Source organism: Glutamicibacter sp. MNS18, from assembly GCF_026107515.2.
GTDB lineage: Bacteria > Actinomycetota > Actinomycetes > Actinomycetales > Micrococcaceae > Glutamicibacter.
The window spans coordinates 19476-36962 of record NZ_JAPCHW010000015.1 but is presented as its reverse complement, the minus strand read 5'-3'; the positions used below and the strand labels follow the sequence as shown (position 1 = coordinate 36962).

Here is a 17487-nt window from a genome sequence, read left to right as displayed (position 1 = left end):
CGAGCCCGAAGCTTCAGCAAGAGCTGGGTAGTGAAGTTTCGTATTCACCGGCGTGCAGGTGGGTGCAATCTCCACTAATGTGAAAGTATAGCGATATGGTTTTGGCACGATTGATCCTTGGGCTGCTGTGCTTGTCGCCGATGACCGGCTACGAGCTGAAGAAGCATTTTGATTCCTCCATCAACCACTTCTGGAATGCGGACAAGGCGCAGATTTACCGCACGCTGGCCCAGCTGGTGGACAAGGGTTATGCCACAGTGCAAACCGTGCCACAGAGCAATTACCCGGATCGGCAGGAACACCACATCACCGCCGAAGGACGTGCTGCACTGGGTCAATGGCTCGGTGACGGTGTGGCTCGCGGAACCGAGCGCGACCCCTTCATGGGCCAGGTCTTCTTCGCCGCGGAACTGCAGCGCGAACAAATCGAGGAGCTGCTCGAATCCCGGCGCGACCAGACACAGCAGACCCTGGACGACTACCTCTCCCAGCGTGAGGGGATCGACATGCGTGCTGCGGCGGACCGGCGCAGCTTCCTGATGGCTGCGACCCTGGACCATGCGATCCGGCAGCAAGTGGCTGAACTCGAATGGCTCGACGCGGTAATGGAGTACCTGCCATGAAACGGAAAACCAATCAAAATCCCACGGCCACCCCACAGCCGGGGCAGCGGCAATCCGTGGCCAAGGACAAGGGCAAATCAACCAAACCGGTGCCCAGGGAAACCGGGGACTACCCCGAGGTGCATCCGGTACGCCGGGCAGTTCCCGGCTCTGCGGTGCGCACCATCGTCTTCCTGCATGGTGGCAATGTCGGCAACTGGTCCTGGGATCCCCAGGTGCTGGCCTTCGGGGATTTCCGGCTACTGACCCTGCACCTGCCCGCGTTCGGTGCCCGCTCCGGTGAAGCCTGGGCAGGACTGGAATCGGCGGCTGATGACGTGGCCGCATTGATTGCCGACGAGGTCTCCGAAGGTGGTGTCCATTTGGTGGGCATATCCCTCGGCGGTGTGATTGCCCTGCACGTGGCGGCGCGCCACCCGGAACTGGTGGAGTCACTGCTGGTTACCGGCACACCGGTGGCCGGAGTCCCGGCGGCGGCCCGCGCCCTGAGCCGGGTACAGCTCAAACTGCTGGGCAGCGAATGGTACTGGCGTTTCCAGGCCGGGGCACATGGCATGGTGGATGACGAGCGCGAGCTCTTCGCCTCCCACGGGCTACAGCTGGATGCCCGGAACATGCGGGCGATCAGGGACGAACTGGATCCGGGCGGACTGCCCGCGAATCTGACCCACTTCAACGCCCCGGTGCTGGTCTTGGCCGGTGAGAAGGAGCCCAAAGTGGTCCAGCGTTCCTTCGATCCGTTGACAACGCTGTTGCCGCAGGCCGTCATACGGCTGGTGCCGGGGATGCATCACCAGTGGAATATCGAGGACCCGGTATTCTTCAATGCCGTGGTGCGCCGTTGGGTTGTCGATGGGGTGGTCCATGGTCGGCTGATCGACCCGGCCCAGGAGAAATCCAAGGCGAAGCCAAGCCGTGCGGCATCGGCTCCGCAGGGTAGCGCAGGGGATAGCGTCTCCTCCTAGGCGCCGGATTCGGGCCCGATGGACTCTGGATCCTGCACCGGGCCCAGCCCGATCAGCCGATCGGTGGCGTAGCTTTTGGTGGCAGCGTCCTTGGCACAATTCCAGCCCTGCCCGACCTGCTCCGGGAATCGGTCCAGAACCTCCCGGAAGCGGCGGAAGTGCCGGCTGCAGCTGCCGGTAGCCGTGGTGTGAGCCGATGCCGTCGATGCGCCGGTAGTTGCCTTCCCCGATGTCCTGCGTGCCCGGGGGAGCATCATCGCAATAGCCGCTGGTGAACACCACATCCCCGGTATCCCGGTTCAGGTAACACATGGATGTCCATGCGCGGATCGGAGGTCATGGCTGCGGCCAGGCTCATCCAGGTGCAGCATGGTGTCAGCCTCCTGCCGGGGCACGAGTGGCGGCCGACTTGATCGGTTTGGGGCGCGTGGAGAATCATATTCCCCCGCCCCGGTACCGGTCGCCCAATAGCAGGCGCGAGTGCCGGGAAAACACAGGGACGCGCCCGCTGAAGCGGACGCGTCCCGATGCCCTGTGCGCTGCTGGCGGACCCCCATGATCCCCAGTGGGCGCGGCCGGTTGGGCTAGACCGCCAGCCACACATCCGGTCCGAAGACCTCGTAGTGGATGTGTTCGGCCGGAATGCCGGCTGCGAGGGCCTGGCCGCGTACCGCGTGCATGAAGGGCAGCGGTCCGCACAGGTAGACGTGGGAGTTCGGGGCGAAGTCTGCATGGGCCAGGTTCATCAGGCCTTCGGCGCTCTTCACATCCGCTGGGAGGTCGCCGCGCTCGAACCAGGTGGTCAGGGTGGCGTTGGGCAGCCGGTCCACGGATTCGACCATCTGTGCCCGCAGGGCCCAGGAGGAGACTTCCTGATCGGCGTGCAGTACCGTGATGGTGCGTTCGGACCCCTTTTCGGCCAGTGTGGCCAGGGCTGCGGCACTTGGGGTGCAGCCGATACCCGCGGTGGCGATGACCAGCGGTGCGCCGGATTCGTCGATGACCAGGTCGCCGTAGGGGTTGGAGATTTCCAGGGTGTCGCCGACTTCCAGGCTGCCGTGCAGGATCGGGGTGAATTCGCCCTTGGCATCCAGCTTGACGGTGATGGTGCGCTGCGAGCTGTCCGAGACATTGCCCGAAAGGGTGTACTGGCGTACCTGGCGGACGCCGTCGGCCATTGGCATGCGCAGCGAGACGAACTGGCCCGGCTGGGCTTCGGTGACCGGGGTGTCATCGGCCGGTTCGAAGACGAAGGTGACCGAGTTGGTGGCGGTCTCCTGCCGGGACACCAGCTTCCATGGGCTGTAGATGTTCTTGTTCGCTTGCTGGGCGTACAGGCCCTTTTCGATCTTGATCAGGGCGTGGGCCATGAGCCAGTACACCTCGGACCAGGCGTTGGCGATCTCCTCGGTCAGTGCATCGCCGAGATTCGCGGCAATGGCGGCAAACAGGTGTTCGTAGACGATCGGGTACTGTTCCTCGACTACCCCCAGCGAGGCATGCTTGTGGGCAATGCGGGCCAACAGGGTTTCGGGCAGCGTTTCGGGGTGGTTCAGCAGATGGGAAGCGAAGACCGCGATGGAACCGGCCAGTGCCTGCTGCTGCTGGCCGTTCTTCTGGTTCGAACGCGAGAAGATGCCGTCCAGCAGTTCCGGGTGGGCGGCGAACATGCGCTGGTAGAAGTCCGGGGTAATGCTGGAGATGCGCTCGGCGATGATCGGCAGCGTGGCTTCGATGACTGGGCGGGACTGTGTGGAAAGCATCGGGTCTCCTTAGTGAGAAGCTATCTTGCATTTGATATGCAAGATTTACATCTTAAGTTCTACGCTCCGTAGAAGGTAATTGCAAATCGGCAGTGGGCCCGTTCGGAAGAATCAGCCTGCCGGGCGAATTTGCGGGAAGGGCAAGCGGGTCAGGCTGGAGGAATTCTCCACCACTTCGGCCACCGTCAGGGAATCCAGTGAGTTGTAGAAAGCATCTCTGGCTTGGCGTAACGCCGAGCGCAGCCGGCATCCGCCGGAAAGCGGACAATCACGAAGGGCATCGTGTGTGGTGCAATCGACCACATCTTCACGCCAGTCAAGGGTGCGTAACAGTTCGCCCAGGCTCATGCGCAGTCCGGCCTCCGTGATACTGGCTCCACCATACCGCCCGCGGGTCACATCCAGCGCACCCAGGTTGCCCAGTTCCAGCACGGCCTTGGTCACATGGTTGTACGGGATATCGATCAGCTCGGAGATTTCCCGGCTGGTCAAGCGCTGCCCACCACGTGCGCCCAGTACCATCAGGGTACGCAGGCACACGTCGGTGTAGGCGCTCAGTCGCATGGTTTCCCGCTCGGCCCTAGGCGTCCTGGCTGAACAGGGACAAGTCCGCCGCTTCGGCGGCCGGTTCGGCGAACTTCCACGGCCCGCCCGGCTCGGATGGCATCTGGTAGGCCTGCACAATGGCCAATGCCGCCCCGGCCTTGTGCTCGGCGACCACATGGATCGCATCCTGGTTGTCCTCGGTCAGCAGGACATCGGAGGCGATGGCCACCGCAACGAAGTTCGCACCCTCCTGGTTCAGCACCTGCACCAGATCCGCGGCCATGGCCTCGGTATCGATATCGGCTTCTGGATCCTCGGGGTCATCGGTCGGCGGGACGGCCAACAGGCGCAACTCCGGCTCGGTTTCCCCGGTGCTCGGCTCCAGCCCAATGGCGAAAGGCAGGAAGACTCCCTGTTCCTCGAGTTGCTCGCGGGCCACACCCAGCGCGGTGCCCAGGACCTTGTTCAATCCATCCTTGACCGAGTCATCGATGTCGTCGTAGTTCATGGTTCGTCCTCTACTTCGTGTGGGTGTTCTGTCGTACGAGGTCCAGCACGGTATCGCGGATCGGCGCGATCACCGTTGCCTGCCTTCCCTCACCATTGAACCGCAGGAACGGTTCGGTATTCGAAGGACGCAGGTTGAACCACCAGCTTCCATCCTGCGCGCTTACGGTGGTGCCATCAAGTTCGGTGACGCTGACCGGCTGATCGGCGAAGTGGGCCACCACGCGGGCAATGGCGGCATCCTTGTCCTGGACCTCGGAGTTGATTTCACCGGTCGCGGTATACGGTTCGTACTCCTCACCGAATTCGGAGAGCGGCAACGGTTGGGTGCCCAGCGCGGCCAGCACGTGCATGGCCGCCAGCATCCCGGTATCCGCGTTGTAGAAATCACGGAAGTAGTAGTGCGCCGAGTGCTCCCCGCCGAAGACCGCACCCTGGCTGGCCATTTCGGCCTTGATGAAGGAGTGCCCCACCCGGGTCATCACCGGGGTACCCCCGGCTTGGGTGACGAACTCCGGGACAGCCTTGGAGGTGATCAGGTTGTGGATGATCACCGGGTCGGTTTCACCGGCCTGGCGTACACGGGCGATTTCCCGTACCGCCACCAGTGCGGTGATGGCCGAAGGGGAGAGCGGCTGCCCCAGCTCGTCGATGACAAAGCAGCGGTCCGCGTCCCCGTCGAAGGCCAACCCCAGGTCCGCACCGTGTTCCAGGACCGCGGCCTGCAGGTCCTTGAGGTTCTCCGGTTCCAGCGGGTTGGCCGGATGGTTCGGAAAGGTGCCATCCAGCTCGAAGTACAGCTCGACGATCTCCAGCGGCAGCTTCGCCAATACCGAATCACCAAGCACCGCCGGAGTGGTCAGCCCGGCCATGCCGTTTCCGGCATCGACCACGATCTTCAACGGCCGGATGGAACTGAGATCCACCAGCGAGCGCAGGTAGGCCGCATACTGGGCCAGCACGTCCAAATCGCTGATCGACCCCTGCGGGGTATCCCCGGACACGGGCAAACCCTCGTCGAGATACTGCTGGGCCAGATCACGGATGGCGAAAAGACCGGTTTCCGAGGAAATCGGCACCGCGCCCGCCTTGGACATCTTCATGCCGTTGTATTCGGCGGGATTGTGGCTGGCGGTGAAGACCACCCCGGCGCTGCGGTACTTACCCGAGGCGAAATACAGTTCGTCGGTGGAGACCTGCCCCAGCATCCGCACATCGGCGCCCCGGTAGGTGGCGCCGCGGGCAAAGGCGGCGCAGAATTCGGGGCTGGACGGGCGCATATCCCCGCCCACCAGCACTTCGGTTCCGGACAGGTCCAGCACATCAACGAAGGCGGCACCGATGGCCTCCACCGCTTCGGCGTTGATGGTCCGGCCCACCACGCCACGTACGTCATAGGCCTTGAAGCACTGATTCAAGTCGATTTCTTCACTCACGCACTTCAGACTACCGGCAGCCGCACCGGAATTCCGGGCGAACCGGGACCGTCGAGGTAGGAGTTCGCTTACAATTTCCCGTGCCTCGCAGGGCCACGGCCCATGGGTGCCCCCGGGAAATGTCGCCATCAGCTGGAATACTGGGTGCATGGTCGATCTACAGGACACCGAACTGAAAGCCCTTGCGCTGCAGAAGCTGCGGGCACTGGTCCAGCATCCCGATGCGGAATTCCATCCCGGGCAGTACGAGGCGATCTCGGCCCTGGTGGCCCACCAGCGCCGCGCCCTGGTGGTACAACGTACCGGCTGGGGCAAATCCGCGGTCTACTTCATCTCCTCGCTGCTGTTACGGGCCATGGGGCGCGGACCGACGCTGATCGTGTCCCCGCTGTTGGCCCTGATGCGCGACCAGGTGGCCGCCGCTGAACGGGCCGGGGTGCGCGCCGCGGCGATCAACTCGGCCAATGTCCTGGAATGGCGTGAGGTGCTGGAGAAATTGCAGCGCGATGAACTGGACGTGTTGTTGGTGTCCCCGGAACGGCTGAACAACCCCGGATTCCGCGAGCACCAGTTACCGGTACTGATCCAGCGCATGGGGTTGCTGGTGATCGACGAGGCACACTGCATTTCCGACTGGGGCCACGACTTCAGGCCGGACTACCGCCGGATCCGGGACCTCATTTCCCGGCTGCCGCAGGGGCTGCCCGTGCTGGCCACCACCGCAACAGCCAATTCGCGGGTGGTCGAAGACGTCGCCGAGCAGTTGGCTGTTGGCGGCCAGGAGGTCTTCACCTTGCGCGGGTCGCTGGGCCGCGACTCATTGCGACTGGGTGTGCTGAAACTGGCTTCCCCGCGTATGCGCCTGGCTTGGCTGCTCAGCCACATCGAGGACTTCCACGGGTCCGGGATCATCTACACACTGACCGTGTCGGCGGCCGAGGACATTGCCAGGATGCTGCGCGAAGCCGGGCATGAGGTGGCCGCCTATACCGGACGGACCGACCTGGAACAGCGTGAGCGGCTCGAGGCGGCCCTGAAAGCCAACCAGGTCAAGGCGCTGGTGGCGACCAGTGCGCTGGGGATGGGGTTCGACAAGCCCGACCTGGGATTCGTGATCCATGTCGGTGCCCCCAGCTCTCCGGTGGCCTACTACCAGCAGGTTGGTCGTGCCGGACGTGGCAGCATCAACGCCGATGTGCTGCTGCTGCCCGGGCCGGAGGATGCGGAGATCTGGGAGTACTTCGCCACCAGTTCGATGCCCGATGAGCAGCGTGCCGCCCAGGTCCTGGAAACACTGGGCCGGGCCGACGGGGCGATGAGCGTTCCCGCCCTGGAAAGTGCCGTGAACCTGCGCCGCACCCCGCTGGAGCTGCTGCTGAAGGTGCTGGCGGTTGACGGGGCGGTGGAACGGGTGGCCGGCGGCTGGATGCGCACCGACATGCCCTGGGTCTACGATGCACAGCGTTACCGCAGGGTGGCGCACAACCGGGTCCATGAGCAGAACCTGATGAAGGACTACGAGAACACCTCCGGATGCCGGATGGAGTTCCTCACCCGCACCTTGGACGATCCGCAGGCCGCACCATGTGGCCGCTGCGACCGGTGCGCCGGGCCCTGGTACGACGACCACATCCCCGAGCAGGCCAAGGACTCGGCACAGGCGGCCCTGGGCCGGGTGGGAGTGCCGATCGAGCCGCGCAAGGCCTATCCCAGCGGCATGGATCGGTTGGGGCACTCGCTGAAGGGGAAGATCCCGGCCGATGAGCAGGTCTCCGAGGGCCGGGCCCTGGCCCGGCTGACCGATCTGGGATGGGGCAACAGGCTACGCCAGCTGTTCGCCGAACCCGGTGATGCGCCCGTGGACGAGGCGATGCTGGGAGCCTGCGTGAAGGTGTTGTCCGAATGGGACTGGCCCACCCGCCCTGTCGGGGTGGTGGCCATGCCATCGCGGGCCCGGCCCCAGCTGGTCGGCTCGCTGGCCTGGCGGCTGGCGGAAGTCGGCAAGCTGCGCTACCTGGGCCAGCTTGGCTACCGAAGCGCCCCACCCTCCGGTGGGGCAGGCGGCAACTCCGCGTTTCGCGTGGCGGCGGTCGCTGATGCCTTCGATATCCCCGCCGAGATGGAGGAACTGCTGGGCAAAGCCCCGGGGCCGGTGCTGCTGGTGGATGACGTGTGCGATTCCCGTTGGTCCCTGACCATGGCCGGGCGGGCATTGCGCTTTGCCGGTGCGCCGGGTGTCCTGCCTTTCACTTTGGGCATAGCCGGCTGAACCGGAAGGGAAAGGAAGTACGCTGGAGGTATGGAATTCCTCATCTGGCTCGTCGTCATCACCCTCGCCCTCGTCGCAGGATTCTTCTGGCTCCAGTCCGTGCGCAAGCGCAATATGACGCAGATTTCCCAGGCGATCAGCCGTGAGGCCGCCCAGGAGGCCGCGGCGAAACTGGATGAGGAGTCACGTAAGGCGATCTACCGCAATCTGGCCAAGGGGGATGTCATGGGTGCGGTGCAGAACTACCGTGCATTGACCGGTGCCAGCGTCAAGGAATGCGTGATTGCCGTGCGCAGCCTGGATGCCTACCCGCAGACCGGTGCCCCGTCCGAACCCGTGGAAGCGCCGGACTTCGACGCACTGCAGGAAAAACTTGATTCCCAGGTCGCCGAACCGGAGATCGAGAAAAGCGGGGAAGAGGCCGAACCACCGGTGGCCGAGGACACCACATCCGCCGATGACCAGGATGAGCCTGCGATGCATACCGGGCAGATCCAGTCGCTGCTGCCTTCCGAGGACTCCTGGGTGGTCCCTACCGAATGGCATGACAAGTTCGGTTCGGACAAGCAGCCCAGTGCCACGCATTTCAAGCTGGCGTACGAGTTCGAGGGTGAACAGCACGAGTTTTCCAGTGAGAAGCTGCCCCCGAACGAATACGACCAGTTGTTCTCCATGTTGCGTGACGGTGATACCGCCGGCGCGGCGAAGGTGCTGCACCAGCACACCAAGCTGCCGGTGGAGGACCTGGAACGGATGATCGCCACCTCACCGATGGCCGGTGGCGAGGGGAGCGGGAATGTCGCGGACTTCAAGTTCGAGGGCCAGGGCCCGGACGGCCCGGTGTACTTCGATGCGGCGGACTTGCCTGAGGCCGAACGTGAGGAGCTCTTCGAAGCCATCGCCAAGACCGACCTGGAAACCATGAGTTCGATCATCGTCAAGCACACCTCGTTGCCCGAGGATATCGTGCAGAACATGCTGCGCTCCTTCGTCAAGCGCGAGGAATAGGCGCTGGACGATACCTTGGAAACCCATGTGAGAACCCATCGTGTGGTTGTGATCGCCTACTGCGGTGGTTAGTGTCAAAACCAACAGCGCATCAACGATGTGCCGCGTGAAGCGATTCGCGTGACCGCTATGGAAAGGTGACCGTATGGGACTCGGCGACAAGATCAAGAATCAGGCCCAGGACCTCTCGGGCAAAGCCAAGGAGAAGGTCGGGGACCTCACCGATAACCAGAAGCTGGAGGCCGAAGGGCTCAAGGACCAGGCTGCTGCCAAGGCCAAGAAGGCCGGTGAAGAAGTCAAGGACGCAGCCCGCGACCTCAAGGATGACCTGAAGTAGAACACGACATTGCGAACCGGAGCCAGGACCATTTGGTCCTGGCTCCGGTCGTTGGGGGTGATTGCCCCGATCCCTCGGAACCTCCGGAGCCGGTGTTCCCGGACCTCTGGTTGGAAAAATGAAAACCCCCTAGTTTCCTAGGGGGTTTTGGCGGACACGGGGGGATTTGAACCCCCGGTCGAGTTTAACCCCGACCCTTCATTAGCAGTGAAGTCCATTCGGCCGCTCTGGCACGTGTCCATCCGCTGTTTCCAGCAAAATATAGCTTATCCAAATTGCCGTCCGGAAACAAAACGAGCGCGACCTACTGTATGGCACGCCACAAGAATTCGTAGCTGGTGGCCAGCATCCTCGCGGTGGACAGGTTATCGGTGGACCCGGCATGGCCGCCGTCCTGCGGCTCGTGGTACCGGGTGGAGTCGATGCCCTTGGCCAGCATCCTGGCCGCCATCTTGCGAGCCTGGACCGGCCCCACCCGGTCATCGGTGGTGGTCGTCCAGATCAGCGATGCCGGATACTCACCGGGCTCATGGCTCTCGTCATCCAGCCGGTGCAAGGGGGAGAAGGTCCGGACGAACTCCCATTCCTCGGGGACGTCCGGATCACCGTACTCGGCGATCCAGGAATGCCCGGCCGACAGGCGGGTGTAGCGTTGCATATCCAGCAACGGCACGCCGCAGGAGATCGCTCCGAAAAGGTGCGGGTAGCCGGTGATCATGTTTCCCATCAGCAGGCCTCCATTCGAGCGTCCGGTGGCCGCCAGATGCTCGCGGCTGGTCACCCGGCGTGCCACCAGGTCCTCGGCGATGGCCGCGAAGTCCTCGTAGGCACGGTGACGATGTTCCCTGAGCGCCGCACGATGCCAAGACGGTCCGTATTCGCCACCACCGCGGATATTGGCCAGCACGTACACGGCACGGCGTCCATCGTCGGTCCGGCGGCAGAGCCAGGCGGTTCCCAAGGCCGGGGAGTACCCCGGGGTCAGGCTCACCTGGAAGCCCCCGTAACCATCCATCAGCACCGGGTTCTTGCCGTCAAGGGGCAATTGCCCATCCGCGACCTGGAAATAGGGAACCCGGGTGCCGTCCTTGGAAACCGCGAAATGCTGGGTCACCTCCAAGCCCGTGGCATCGAAACGGTCCGGCGAGGACTTGATGATCTCGACGCTGCCACCCACGGTGCCGCGTAGCAGCGTGGTGGGTCGGGTGAACCCGGTGATCGTCATCCAGTAGTCCTCACCTGCTTCGGGGTCCTCGTCATCTACCGCGCCCACCGAGACGGTCAGCAACTCATCGGCCACCGGTAGCGGGACGCCCGGGAAGCCGGGAGCGAGTTCCACTACCTCAACCTGGCTGACCACATCCTTGAGCACCGTGAGCAGCAGGTGCCGGGCGGTGAAACTGAAGGACTCCAACGAGGTCCGCGAATCCGGGGTGAAGACCAACTGCTTGATCGTGCCCTCGGCAAGGAACTGGTCCAGCTGCGCGATGGCCAGCGCCCCGGCCGGAATGCTCAGCTCCTGGCGGTCCCAATCGGTCTGTGGTGCGAAGAGGACCCACTCACGGTGCAGATGGACCCGCACATCGGTGGGCACATCGATGACCCGGTGTACCCCATCGGTGATCACCCCGGTGCGGGTGTTGTAGAAGTCAATGGCATCGGTGGTGATGATCCGTTCGAATCCGGGCGTGGAGTCAAAGTGCGCCCACCCGCCCACATGGTCCGCCTCGACCTCGAAAACCACCTCGGCCTGGTCCAGCCGCTGCCCGCGTTGCAGGCGCCGGGTGAGCCGGGCGTAGGTGGAACGTGTGGTGTCCAGCTCGTTGGTGGCACTAGCAACCAGCAGGGTGTCCCGGTCTACCCAGGACACCGAGGTCTTGGCCACCGGAAGATCGAATCCGTCGGGAACGAAGCCGAGGGTTTCCAGGTCGAATTCGCGCACCCTGACCTGGTCGCCGCCGTCGGGGCTCAACCTGATCAGGGCACGCCGGTATTCGTCTCCGGGGGCCGGCCGCAGCAGCTGCGCACCGGCAAAATGCCAGTCGGCCCCTTCCTGCTCGGCGTACCGGTCGAAATCGATGAGCACCTGCCACTGCGGTTGCTCGCTGCGGTACGAATCCCAGTCGGTGCGTCGCCACACTCCCAACCGGTGCTGTGCGTCGCGCCAGAAGTTGTAGTAGTGGGCTCCGCGTTTGGTGACCATCGGGATCTTGTCCTGGGCATCGAGCACCTGCCTGATCCGCTCCACAGTACGGGCATGCTCCTGGTCATGGAGCTCACCTTCGGTAATGGCGTTCTGCTCGCGGACCCATTCCAAGGCCCGGGGATCATGGATTCCCTCAAGCCACTCATGGGATTCGGGAGATTTCGGGGACCGGGGATTGCGCGAAGTAACGTCCATGTGCCCCAGTCTAGGACGGATCGGGAATAATCTAGAAGGGTGAGCATACCTACGCACCCAACAGCACAGAGCTTCCACCTGGCCATCGTCGGGGCCGGTCCGCGCGGTACCAGTACCCTGGAACGCTTGGCCAGCCTGGTGCGTAAAACCCGGACATTGAATACCAGGCTGGTGATCAGCGTCTTCGACGGCTACCGTCCCGGGTCGGGGCATGTCTGGGAATCGACCCAGTCCAGCAATTTCTGGATGAACACTCCCGCCTCCTTTCCCACGGTGGCGCCCGAGCGGACAGGGGACGAGCCCGGGCTGAGTTTCGCCCAGTTCGCCGCATGCGGTGGCGACGGTGCCCGGTTAAGCGACGAACAGGCCCGGGAACTGGCGCAAGTGCGTGCAGGATCTTTTCCCAGCCGGGCCATCTATGGGCGCTACCTGGAACATGTGTACGACCGGTGCGCGCAGGTGCTGGTTGAGCACCCGGATGTCGACTATTCATTCCACCGCGCCCAGGTGCTGTCCCTCAGGACGCAGGCTGCCGGTTACGTGATCGGATACCGGCCAGCCGACGGAGGCGCAGAGCGCACGCTGGGTGTGGATGCCGTGGTGCTGGCCCTGGGACACCAGGAATCGGAGCTGAACCCCCAGCAGCGGATCCTTGCCGAGCAGGCAGTGCAGACCGGGGCCCGTTACATCCCGCCCAGCATCCCCTTGGACGTGGACTACAGCCAGTTCCGGGCCGGGGAACCGGCACTGCTGCGCGGGATGGGCCTGAATTTCTTTGACGCCATGGCGGAGCTGACCCTCGGACGTGGTGGCGTGTTCCAGGAAGTCTCGGATGAGCCGGGCCAACGCTACACCTACATGCCCTCGGGCAACGAACCGGAATTGGTGGCCGCCTCACGGCGCGGCACCCCCTATTGGGGCAAGCCGGTGACGGAGGCCTTCATCCCCGAAGACATCACGCTGCATTATTTGGAAACCGAGCAGTTGATGCAGCAGGTGGCCGAAGCGCGGACCACGAACCCGGAGGCCGCCCTGCACTTCAGCCGCGATATCTGGCCGCTGCTTCACCGTGACATCCTCTGGGCCTACTACCGGCAATGCGCTACCGAGTACCACGAACAGCTGCCTATGCCCCGCGAGGAATTCATCCGGAACATCGCAATGATCCTGGATGCCGAGCACCACGAGGGTGTGCAGGTCTGGCAGGCGACCTTGCGCGACTTCATCAGCGGATTCCCGATGATCCAGTGGCTGGATGTACCCGCCTTGTCCCATCCCTTCGAGGACATCGGGTTCGCATCCCATGAGCACTACCAGCGGGCAGTGCGCGAATACCTGGTACACAATGCCCAAAGCAGCGCACGCGGATCCCAGGACCCCCTCGCCCGCGCGATCCTGACCATGAACGCCGGACGGATGCTCGTCAAGGACCTGATCGCCCGCGGGCTGGTGGACCAGCAGTCGCGCATCGAGGAAATCCAGGGGCGTTTCGAACCACTGGTGGAAGGACTGTCCTCCGGCCCGCCGCTGGAACGCATTGAACAACTGCTGGCCCTCTCCCGGGCCGGAATCATCAGTTTCATCGGTCCGGAACCGCTCTTCGAGTTCGATGCGCTCGCCGGGACCTTCAACGCCTCCTCACCCTGGGTGGACACCAGGGTCTACACCGCACGGATATTGTGTGAGGCCATGATGCCGTCCAACCGGGTGCTGCAGAACAACACTGCCTTGGTGCGCCAGCTCCTGGACGAGAAGGTGGCCCGTGTGTTCCGCTGGCGTAACACCGATGGCGAAGAAATCCCCGGATCCGGTTTTGACGTGGTGGGTGAACCCTACCGGCTGGTGGACGGTCAAGGTCTGGCCCATCGCGGCATTTTTGTGCTCGGCTTGCAGCTGTCATCGGTGCAATGGGGCACGGCGATTGCCGCCCAGGCCGGGGATGTCGAGGCACCATCGGCGCGGACCCTGTTCGACGCGCACCTGGTGATCAACGAGGTGGCCCGACTGAGCGGGTTGGGCCTATCCCATTTGACGCTGTCCCAGTCGCAGCGAGGGGTGAATCCGGGAGCCGCCGCGGGCCCGGATTACAACTAGAAAAAAGTCCAAGGGCAGGAACCGTGAGGTTCCTGCCCTTGTCAGCGCGGATGGTATGGGATTTGAACCCATGAGACGGGGTTACCGCCTACTGGTTTTCAAGACCAGCTCCTTCGGCCGCTCGGACAACCATCCAACCCGAACGAGTATACGCTATCGCTAAGACCCGAAAGGAATCATTGCCTGTGACACAGAACATGACCGCCTACATCTTTTCCGGCCCCGGCGGCCCCGAGGTGCTGCAAAAAACCGATCGTGAGCGCCCCGAACCGGCGGCCAATGAGGTCCTGGTCAAGGTCGCCGCCTTCGGGTTGAACCGTGCCGATGTGCAACAGCGAAAGGGCGTGTACCCGCCGCCGCCCGGGGCCAGCGATATTCCGGGTTTGGAGGTCTCGGGGACCATCGTCTCCGTCGGCCAGGGCGTAACCGGATGGCAGGTCGGTGACCGGGTCGCGGCCTTGTTGGCTTCCGGAGGGTATGCCGAATACGTGTCGGTTCCCGCGCCGTTGCTCTTTCCCGTCCCGCAATCCCTGACGCTCACCGAAGCGGCCGGGCTGCCGGAAGTCAGTGCCACGGTGGTATCCAACGTCTTTGACCATGGTGAACTCGAAGCCGGGCAAACGATCCTGGTCCATGGCGGAGCCGGGGGTATCGGATCGATGGCAATCCAGTTGGCCAAGGCTGCCGGGGCCCGAGTCCTGGTGACCGCCTCCACCCAGGAAAAATTGGACTACTGTGCCACGCTGGGAGCGGATGAGGGAATCAACTACACGCAAGCCGACGTGCTCCAGCGGGTCAGGGAACTGACCGACAACGAGGGCGTGGACCTGATCCTGGATGTGGTGGGCGCCAAATACCTGTCCCTGAACCTCAAGGCCCTGCGCGCCGGGGGCAGGTTGGTCATCATCGGGCTGCAGGGCGGTCGCAAGGCGGAAGTGGACCTGGGGCTGATGCTCGGCAAACGGCTACGCATCATTGCCACCACCTTGCGGGCCCGACCTCTGGCGGAGAAGGCCGGTATTGTGCAGCGGACGGTTCAGCGCATCATGCCGCTGCTGGAACGTGGCGTACTGGATCTGAACGTAGGGAAAATTTTCGACTTCGATTCCCTGCCCGAAGCGCATGAATATTTCGACTCGGGCGTTCACAAGGGGAAAATCGTGATAAATCTTCATTGACGGGCACCCGGGGAATAGTAGGGTGAGCTGTATCCAGCCGACCTGGTACGCAAACCAGGTCGACTAACATGGCGGGGCACATCATCACTTGTCATTCCCTGGAGGTTAATTGCCATGAGTAGTAACCACACGCTGCCACCTAGCGCGGTTGATCCGCAGGTGGCCGAGCGTGAAGAGCGGCGCTGGACACCGGCGCGCATCATCATCTGGGCCGCCATCGCCTTGCTCGGTGGCGTTGCCTGGGCGATTCTGGCCTTTTCACGTGGTGAAACCATTAATGCCATCTGGTTCGTCTTCGCGGCGGTTTGCACCTACCTGGTGGCCTACCGGTTCTATTCGAAGTTCATTGAGCGCAAGGTCGCCAAGCCGGATGATACCCGGGCCACCCCGGGCGAATCGATCAACAACGGCCGGGACTTCGTCCCGACCGATCGCCGGGTGCTCTTCGGCCACCATTTCGCCGCGATCGCCGGTGCAGGTCCGCTGGTCGGCCCGGTGCTGGCCGCACAGATGGGCTACCTGCCCGGTACCATCTGGATCATCGTAGGTGTGGTCCTGGCCGGCGCGGTCCAGGACTACCTGGTGCTGTTCTTCTCGATGCGCCGTGGCGGACGATCGCTGGGCCAGATGGCCCGCGAGGAACTCGGCTTGATCGGTGGTACCGCGGCCTTGCTGGCCACCTTGGCGATCATGATCATCATCGTGGCGATCCTCGCGCTGGTGGTTGTCAACGCCCTGGGCGAATCGGCTTGGGGGGTCTACTCGGTGGCGTTGACCATCCCGATCGCCCTGTTCATGGGTGTCTACCTGCGCTTCATCCGGCCCGGCAAGGTGCTGGAAGTGTCGGTAATCGGCTTTGCCCTGCTGATGTTCGCCATCATTTCCGGCCGCTGGATTGCGGAGTCGGCCTGGGGTGCCGAGTTCTTCCACCTGGAGCGCACCACCATCGCCTGGGCGATCATCATCTACGGTTTCATCGCCGCGGTGCTTCCGGTCTGGCTGTTGCTGGCTCCGCGCGACTACCTGTCCACCTTCATGAAGATCGGCGTGATCGCATTGCTGGCCGTGGCGATCATCGTGGTGCGTCCGGAAATCGATGTCCCGGCCGTGTCGGAGTTCGCCTCGCGTGCCGACGGGCCGGTGGTCTCAGGCAGCCTGTTCCCATTCCTGTTCGTCACCATCGCCTGTGGTGCGCTATCGGGGTTCCACGCACTGATCTCCTCGGGAACCACTCCGAAACTGGTGCAGAAGGAACGGCAAACCCGTTTCATCGGCTACGGCGGCATGCTGATGGAGTCCTTCGTGGCGATCATGGCGCTGGTGGCCGCGATCTCCATCGATCGTGGGATCTACTTCGCCATGAACGCTTCTGCGGCAGCCACCGGCGGCACCGTGGAAACCGCGGTGCAGTTCGTGAACTCGCTGGGTCTGGCCGGGGTGCATCTGGAACCCCATATGCTTACCGAACTGGCCGCCAATGTGGGCGAGGAATCGGTGGTGTCGCGTACCGGTGGGGCACCGACCCTGGCCGTGGGTATCGCCACCATCATGCACCAGTGGTTTGGCGGTGCGGCCATGATGGGCTTCTGGTACCACTTCGCCATCATGTTCGAGGCGCTGTTCATCCTGACCGCCGTGGACGCCGGGACCCGCGTGGCACGCTTCATGCTGCAGGACACCATCGGCAACGTCATCCCGAAGTTCAAGGACACCTCGTGGCGACCCGGAGCGTGGGTGTGTACGGCGATCATGGTCGCCGGCTGGGGGTACATCCTGATCCTGGGGGTCACCGACCCGCTGGGCGGGATCAACACCTTCTTCCCGCTGTTCGGTATCTCCAACCAGCTGCTGGCCGCCATTGCGTTGGCGATCGTCATGACGATCATGGCCAAGCGGGGGAACTTCAAGTACCTGTGGGTGGTCATCCTGCCCCTGGCCTTCGCCGTGGTGGTCACCTTCGTGGCCAGTTGGCAGAAGATCTTCTCCGCGGATACCAAGGTCGGCTACTTCGCCAACCACAACGCCTACCGTGAGGCCCTGGCCAATGGAGAGACCAGCCTGGGCAGTACCGAAGGTGTCGAGGCCATGGAGGCAGTGGTGCGCAACACCGGCGTGCAGGGGTGGCTCTCGGTGATCTTCCTTCTGCTGGCCATCATCGTGGTCACCGCCGCGGTGGTCGCAACCATCCGTGCCAGGATCTCGGGCAGCGACGAATCCACCGAGGATCCGTATGTGGCCTCCAAGATCTACGCCCCGCAGGGCATTATCAGCACACCAGCGGAAAAGGAGCTGGAAGCCCAGTGGGATGCCTACTACGCGGCGACCGGTACCAGCCGGGAATCCGCCGGACACTAGAGGGG

The 17487-nt window shown here is 63.6% G+C and carries 13 protein-coding genes and 2 tRNA genes; 8 read left to right on the top strand and 7 right to left on the bottom strand.

Annotated features, from left to right (window positions below; translation table 11 throughout):
* Positions 1–95 precede the first annotated feature (95 nt).
* Entirely contained in the window at positions 96–623 is a 528-nt protein-coding gene (locus OK351_RS15365) for a PadR family transcriptional regulator (RefSeq protein WP_265160742.1), read from the top strand.
* Positions 620–1588, top strand: a complete 969-nt coding sequence (locus tag OK351_RS15360; RefSeq protein WP_265160741.1) for an alpha/beta fold hydrolase — start codon at positions 620–622, stop codon at positions 1586–1588. Before OK351_RS15365 ends, OK351_RS15360 begins: the two co-directional genes overlap by 4 nt.
* Positions 1589–2172: 584 nt before the next feature.
* Here OK351_RS15360 and OK351_RS15355 read toward each other — a convergent pair.
* The 4 genes from OK351_RS15355 to OK351_RS15340 form a co-directional block, all read right to left on the bottom strand.
* Positions 2173–3351 carry a globin domain-containing protein gene (locus OK351_RS15355; protein WP_265160739.1) on the bottom strand — a complete coding sequence of 393 codons (1179 nt, stop codon included), beginning with the start codon at positions 3349–3351 and terminating at the stop codon, positions 2173–2175.
* Between the two features lie 111 nt (positions 3352–3462).
* Positions 3463–3915: an RrF2 family transcriptional regulator gene (locus tag OK351_RS15350; protein WP_265160736.1), complete on the bottom strand. Its 453-nt coding sequence runs from the start codon at positions 3913–3915 to the stop codon at positions 3463–3465.
* Between the two features lie 16 nt (positions 3916–3931).
* Entirely contained in the window at positions 3932–4405 is a 474-nt protein-coding gene (locus OK351_RS15345) for a hypothetical protein (RefSeq protein ID WP_265160734.1), read from the bottom strand.
* A gap of 10 nt (positions 4406–4415) precedes the next feature.
* Positions 4416–5840 (bottom strand): phosphomannomutase/phosphoglucomutase, encoded by a 1425-nt coding sequence (locus OK351_RS15340; protein ID WP_265160732.1) that lies wholly within the window; start codon positions 5838–5840, stop codon positions 4416–4418.
* Positions 5841–5988: 148 nt separating this feature from the next.
* On the opposite strand from OK351_RS15340, the gene OK351_RS15335 reads away from it, so the two are divergent.
* From OK351_RS15335 to OK351_RS15325, 3 genes are all read left to right on the top strand, one after another.
* Positions 5989–8109, top strand: a complete 2121-nt coding sequence (locus tag OK351_RS15335; RefSeq protein WP_265160730.1) for a RecQ family ATP-dependent DNA helicase — start codon at positions 5989–5991, stop codon at positions 8107–8109.
* 30 nt (positions 8110–8139) lie between these two features.
* Positions 8140–9117: a hypothetical protein gene (locus tag OK351_RS15330; RefSeq protein ID WP_265160728.1), complete on the top strand. Its 978-nt coding sequence runs from the start codon at positions 8140–8142 to the stop codon at positions 9115–9117.
* Positions 9118–9262: 145 nt separating this feature from the next.
* The gene (locus tag OK351_RS15325) at positions 9263–9454 is read left to right on the top strand and encodes a CsbD family protein (RefSeq protein WP_265160724.1); all 192 of its coding nucleotides are present in this window, start codon (positions 9263–9265) and stop codon (positions 9452–9454) included.
* A 148-nt stretch (positions 9455–9602) separates the two neighbouring features.
* Here OK351_RS15325 and OK351_RS15320 read toward each other — a convergent pair.
* Positions 9603–9694 (bottom strand) — tRNA-Ser (locus OK351_RS15320).
* Positions 9695–9758: 64 nt separating this feature from the next.
* A complete protein-coding gene (locus OK351_RS15315) occupies positions 9759–11855 on the bottom strand; it encodes a prolyl oligopeptidase family serine peptidase (RefSeq protein ID WP_265160722.1) in 2097 nt (698 codons plus the stop codon).
* A 39-nt stretch (positions 11856–11894) separates the two neighbouring features.
* Between OK351_RS15315 and OK351_RS15310 the strand changes: the two genes are divergently transcribed.
* Entirely contained in the window at positions 11895–13949 is a 2055-nt protein-coding gene (locus OK351_RS15310) for an FAD/NAD(P)-binding protein (protein WP_265160720.1), read from the top strand.
* 47 nt (positions 13950–13996) lie between these two features.
* Here OK351_RS15310 and OK351_RS15305 read toward each other — a convergent pair.
* Positions 13997–14084, bottom strand: a tRNA-Ser gene (locus OK351_RS15305).
* A 62-nt stretch (positions 14085–14146) separates the two neighbouring features.
* Between OK351_RS15305 and OK351_RS15300 the strand changes: the two genes are divergently transcribed.
* Entirely contained in the window at positions 14147–15127 is a 981-nt protein-coding gene (locus OK351_RS15300) for an NAD(P)H-quinone oxidoreductase (RefSeq protein ID WP_265160899.1), read from the top strand.
* Between the two features lie 114 nt (positions 15128–15241).
* Entirely contained in the window at positions 15242–17482 is a 2241-nt protein-coding gene (locus tag OK351_RS15295) for a carbon starvation CstA family protein (protein WP_265160718.1), read from the top strand.
* The last annotated feature ends 5 nt before the right edge of the window (positions 17483–17487 follow it).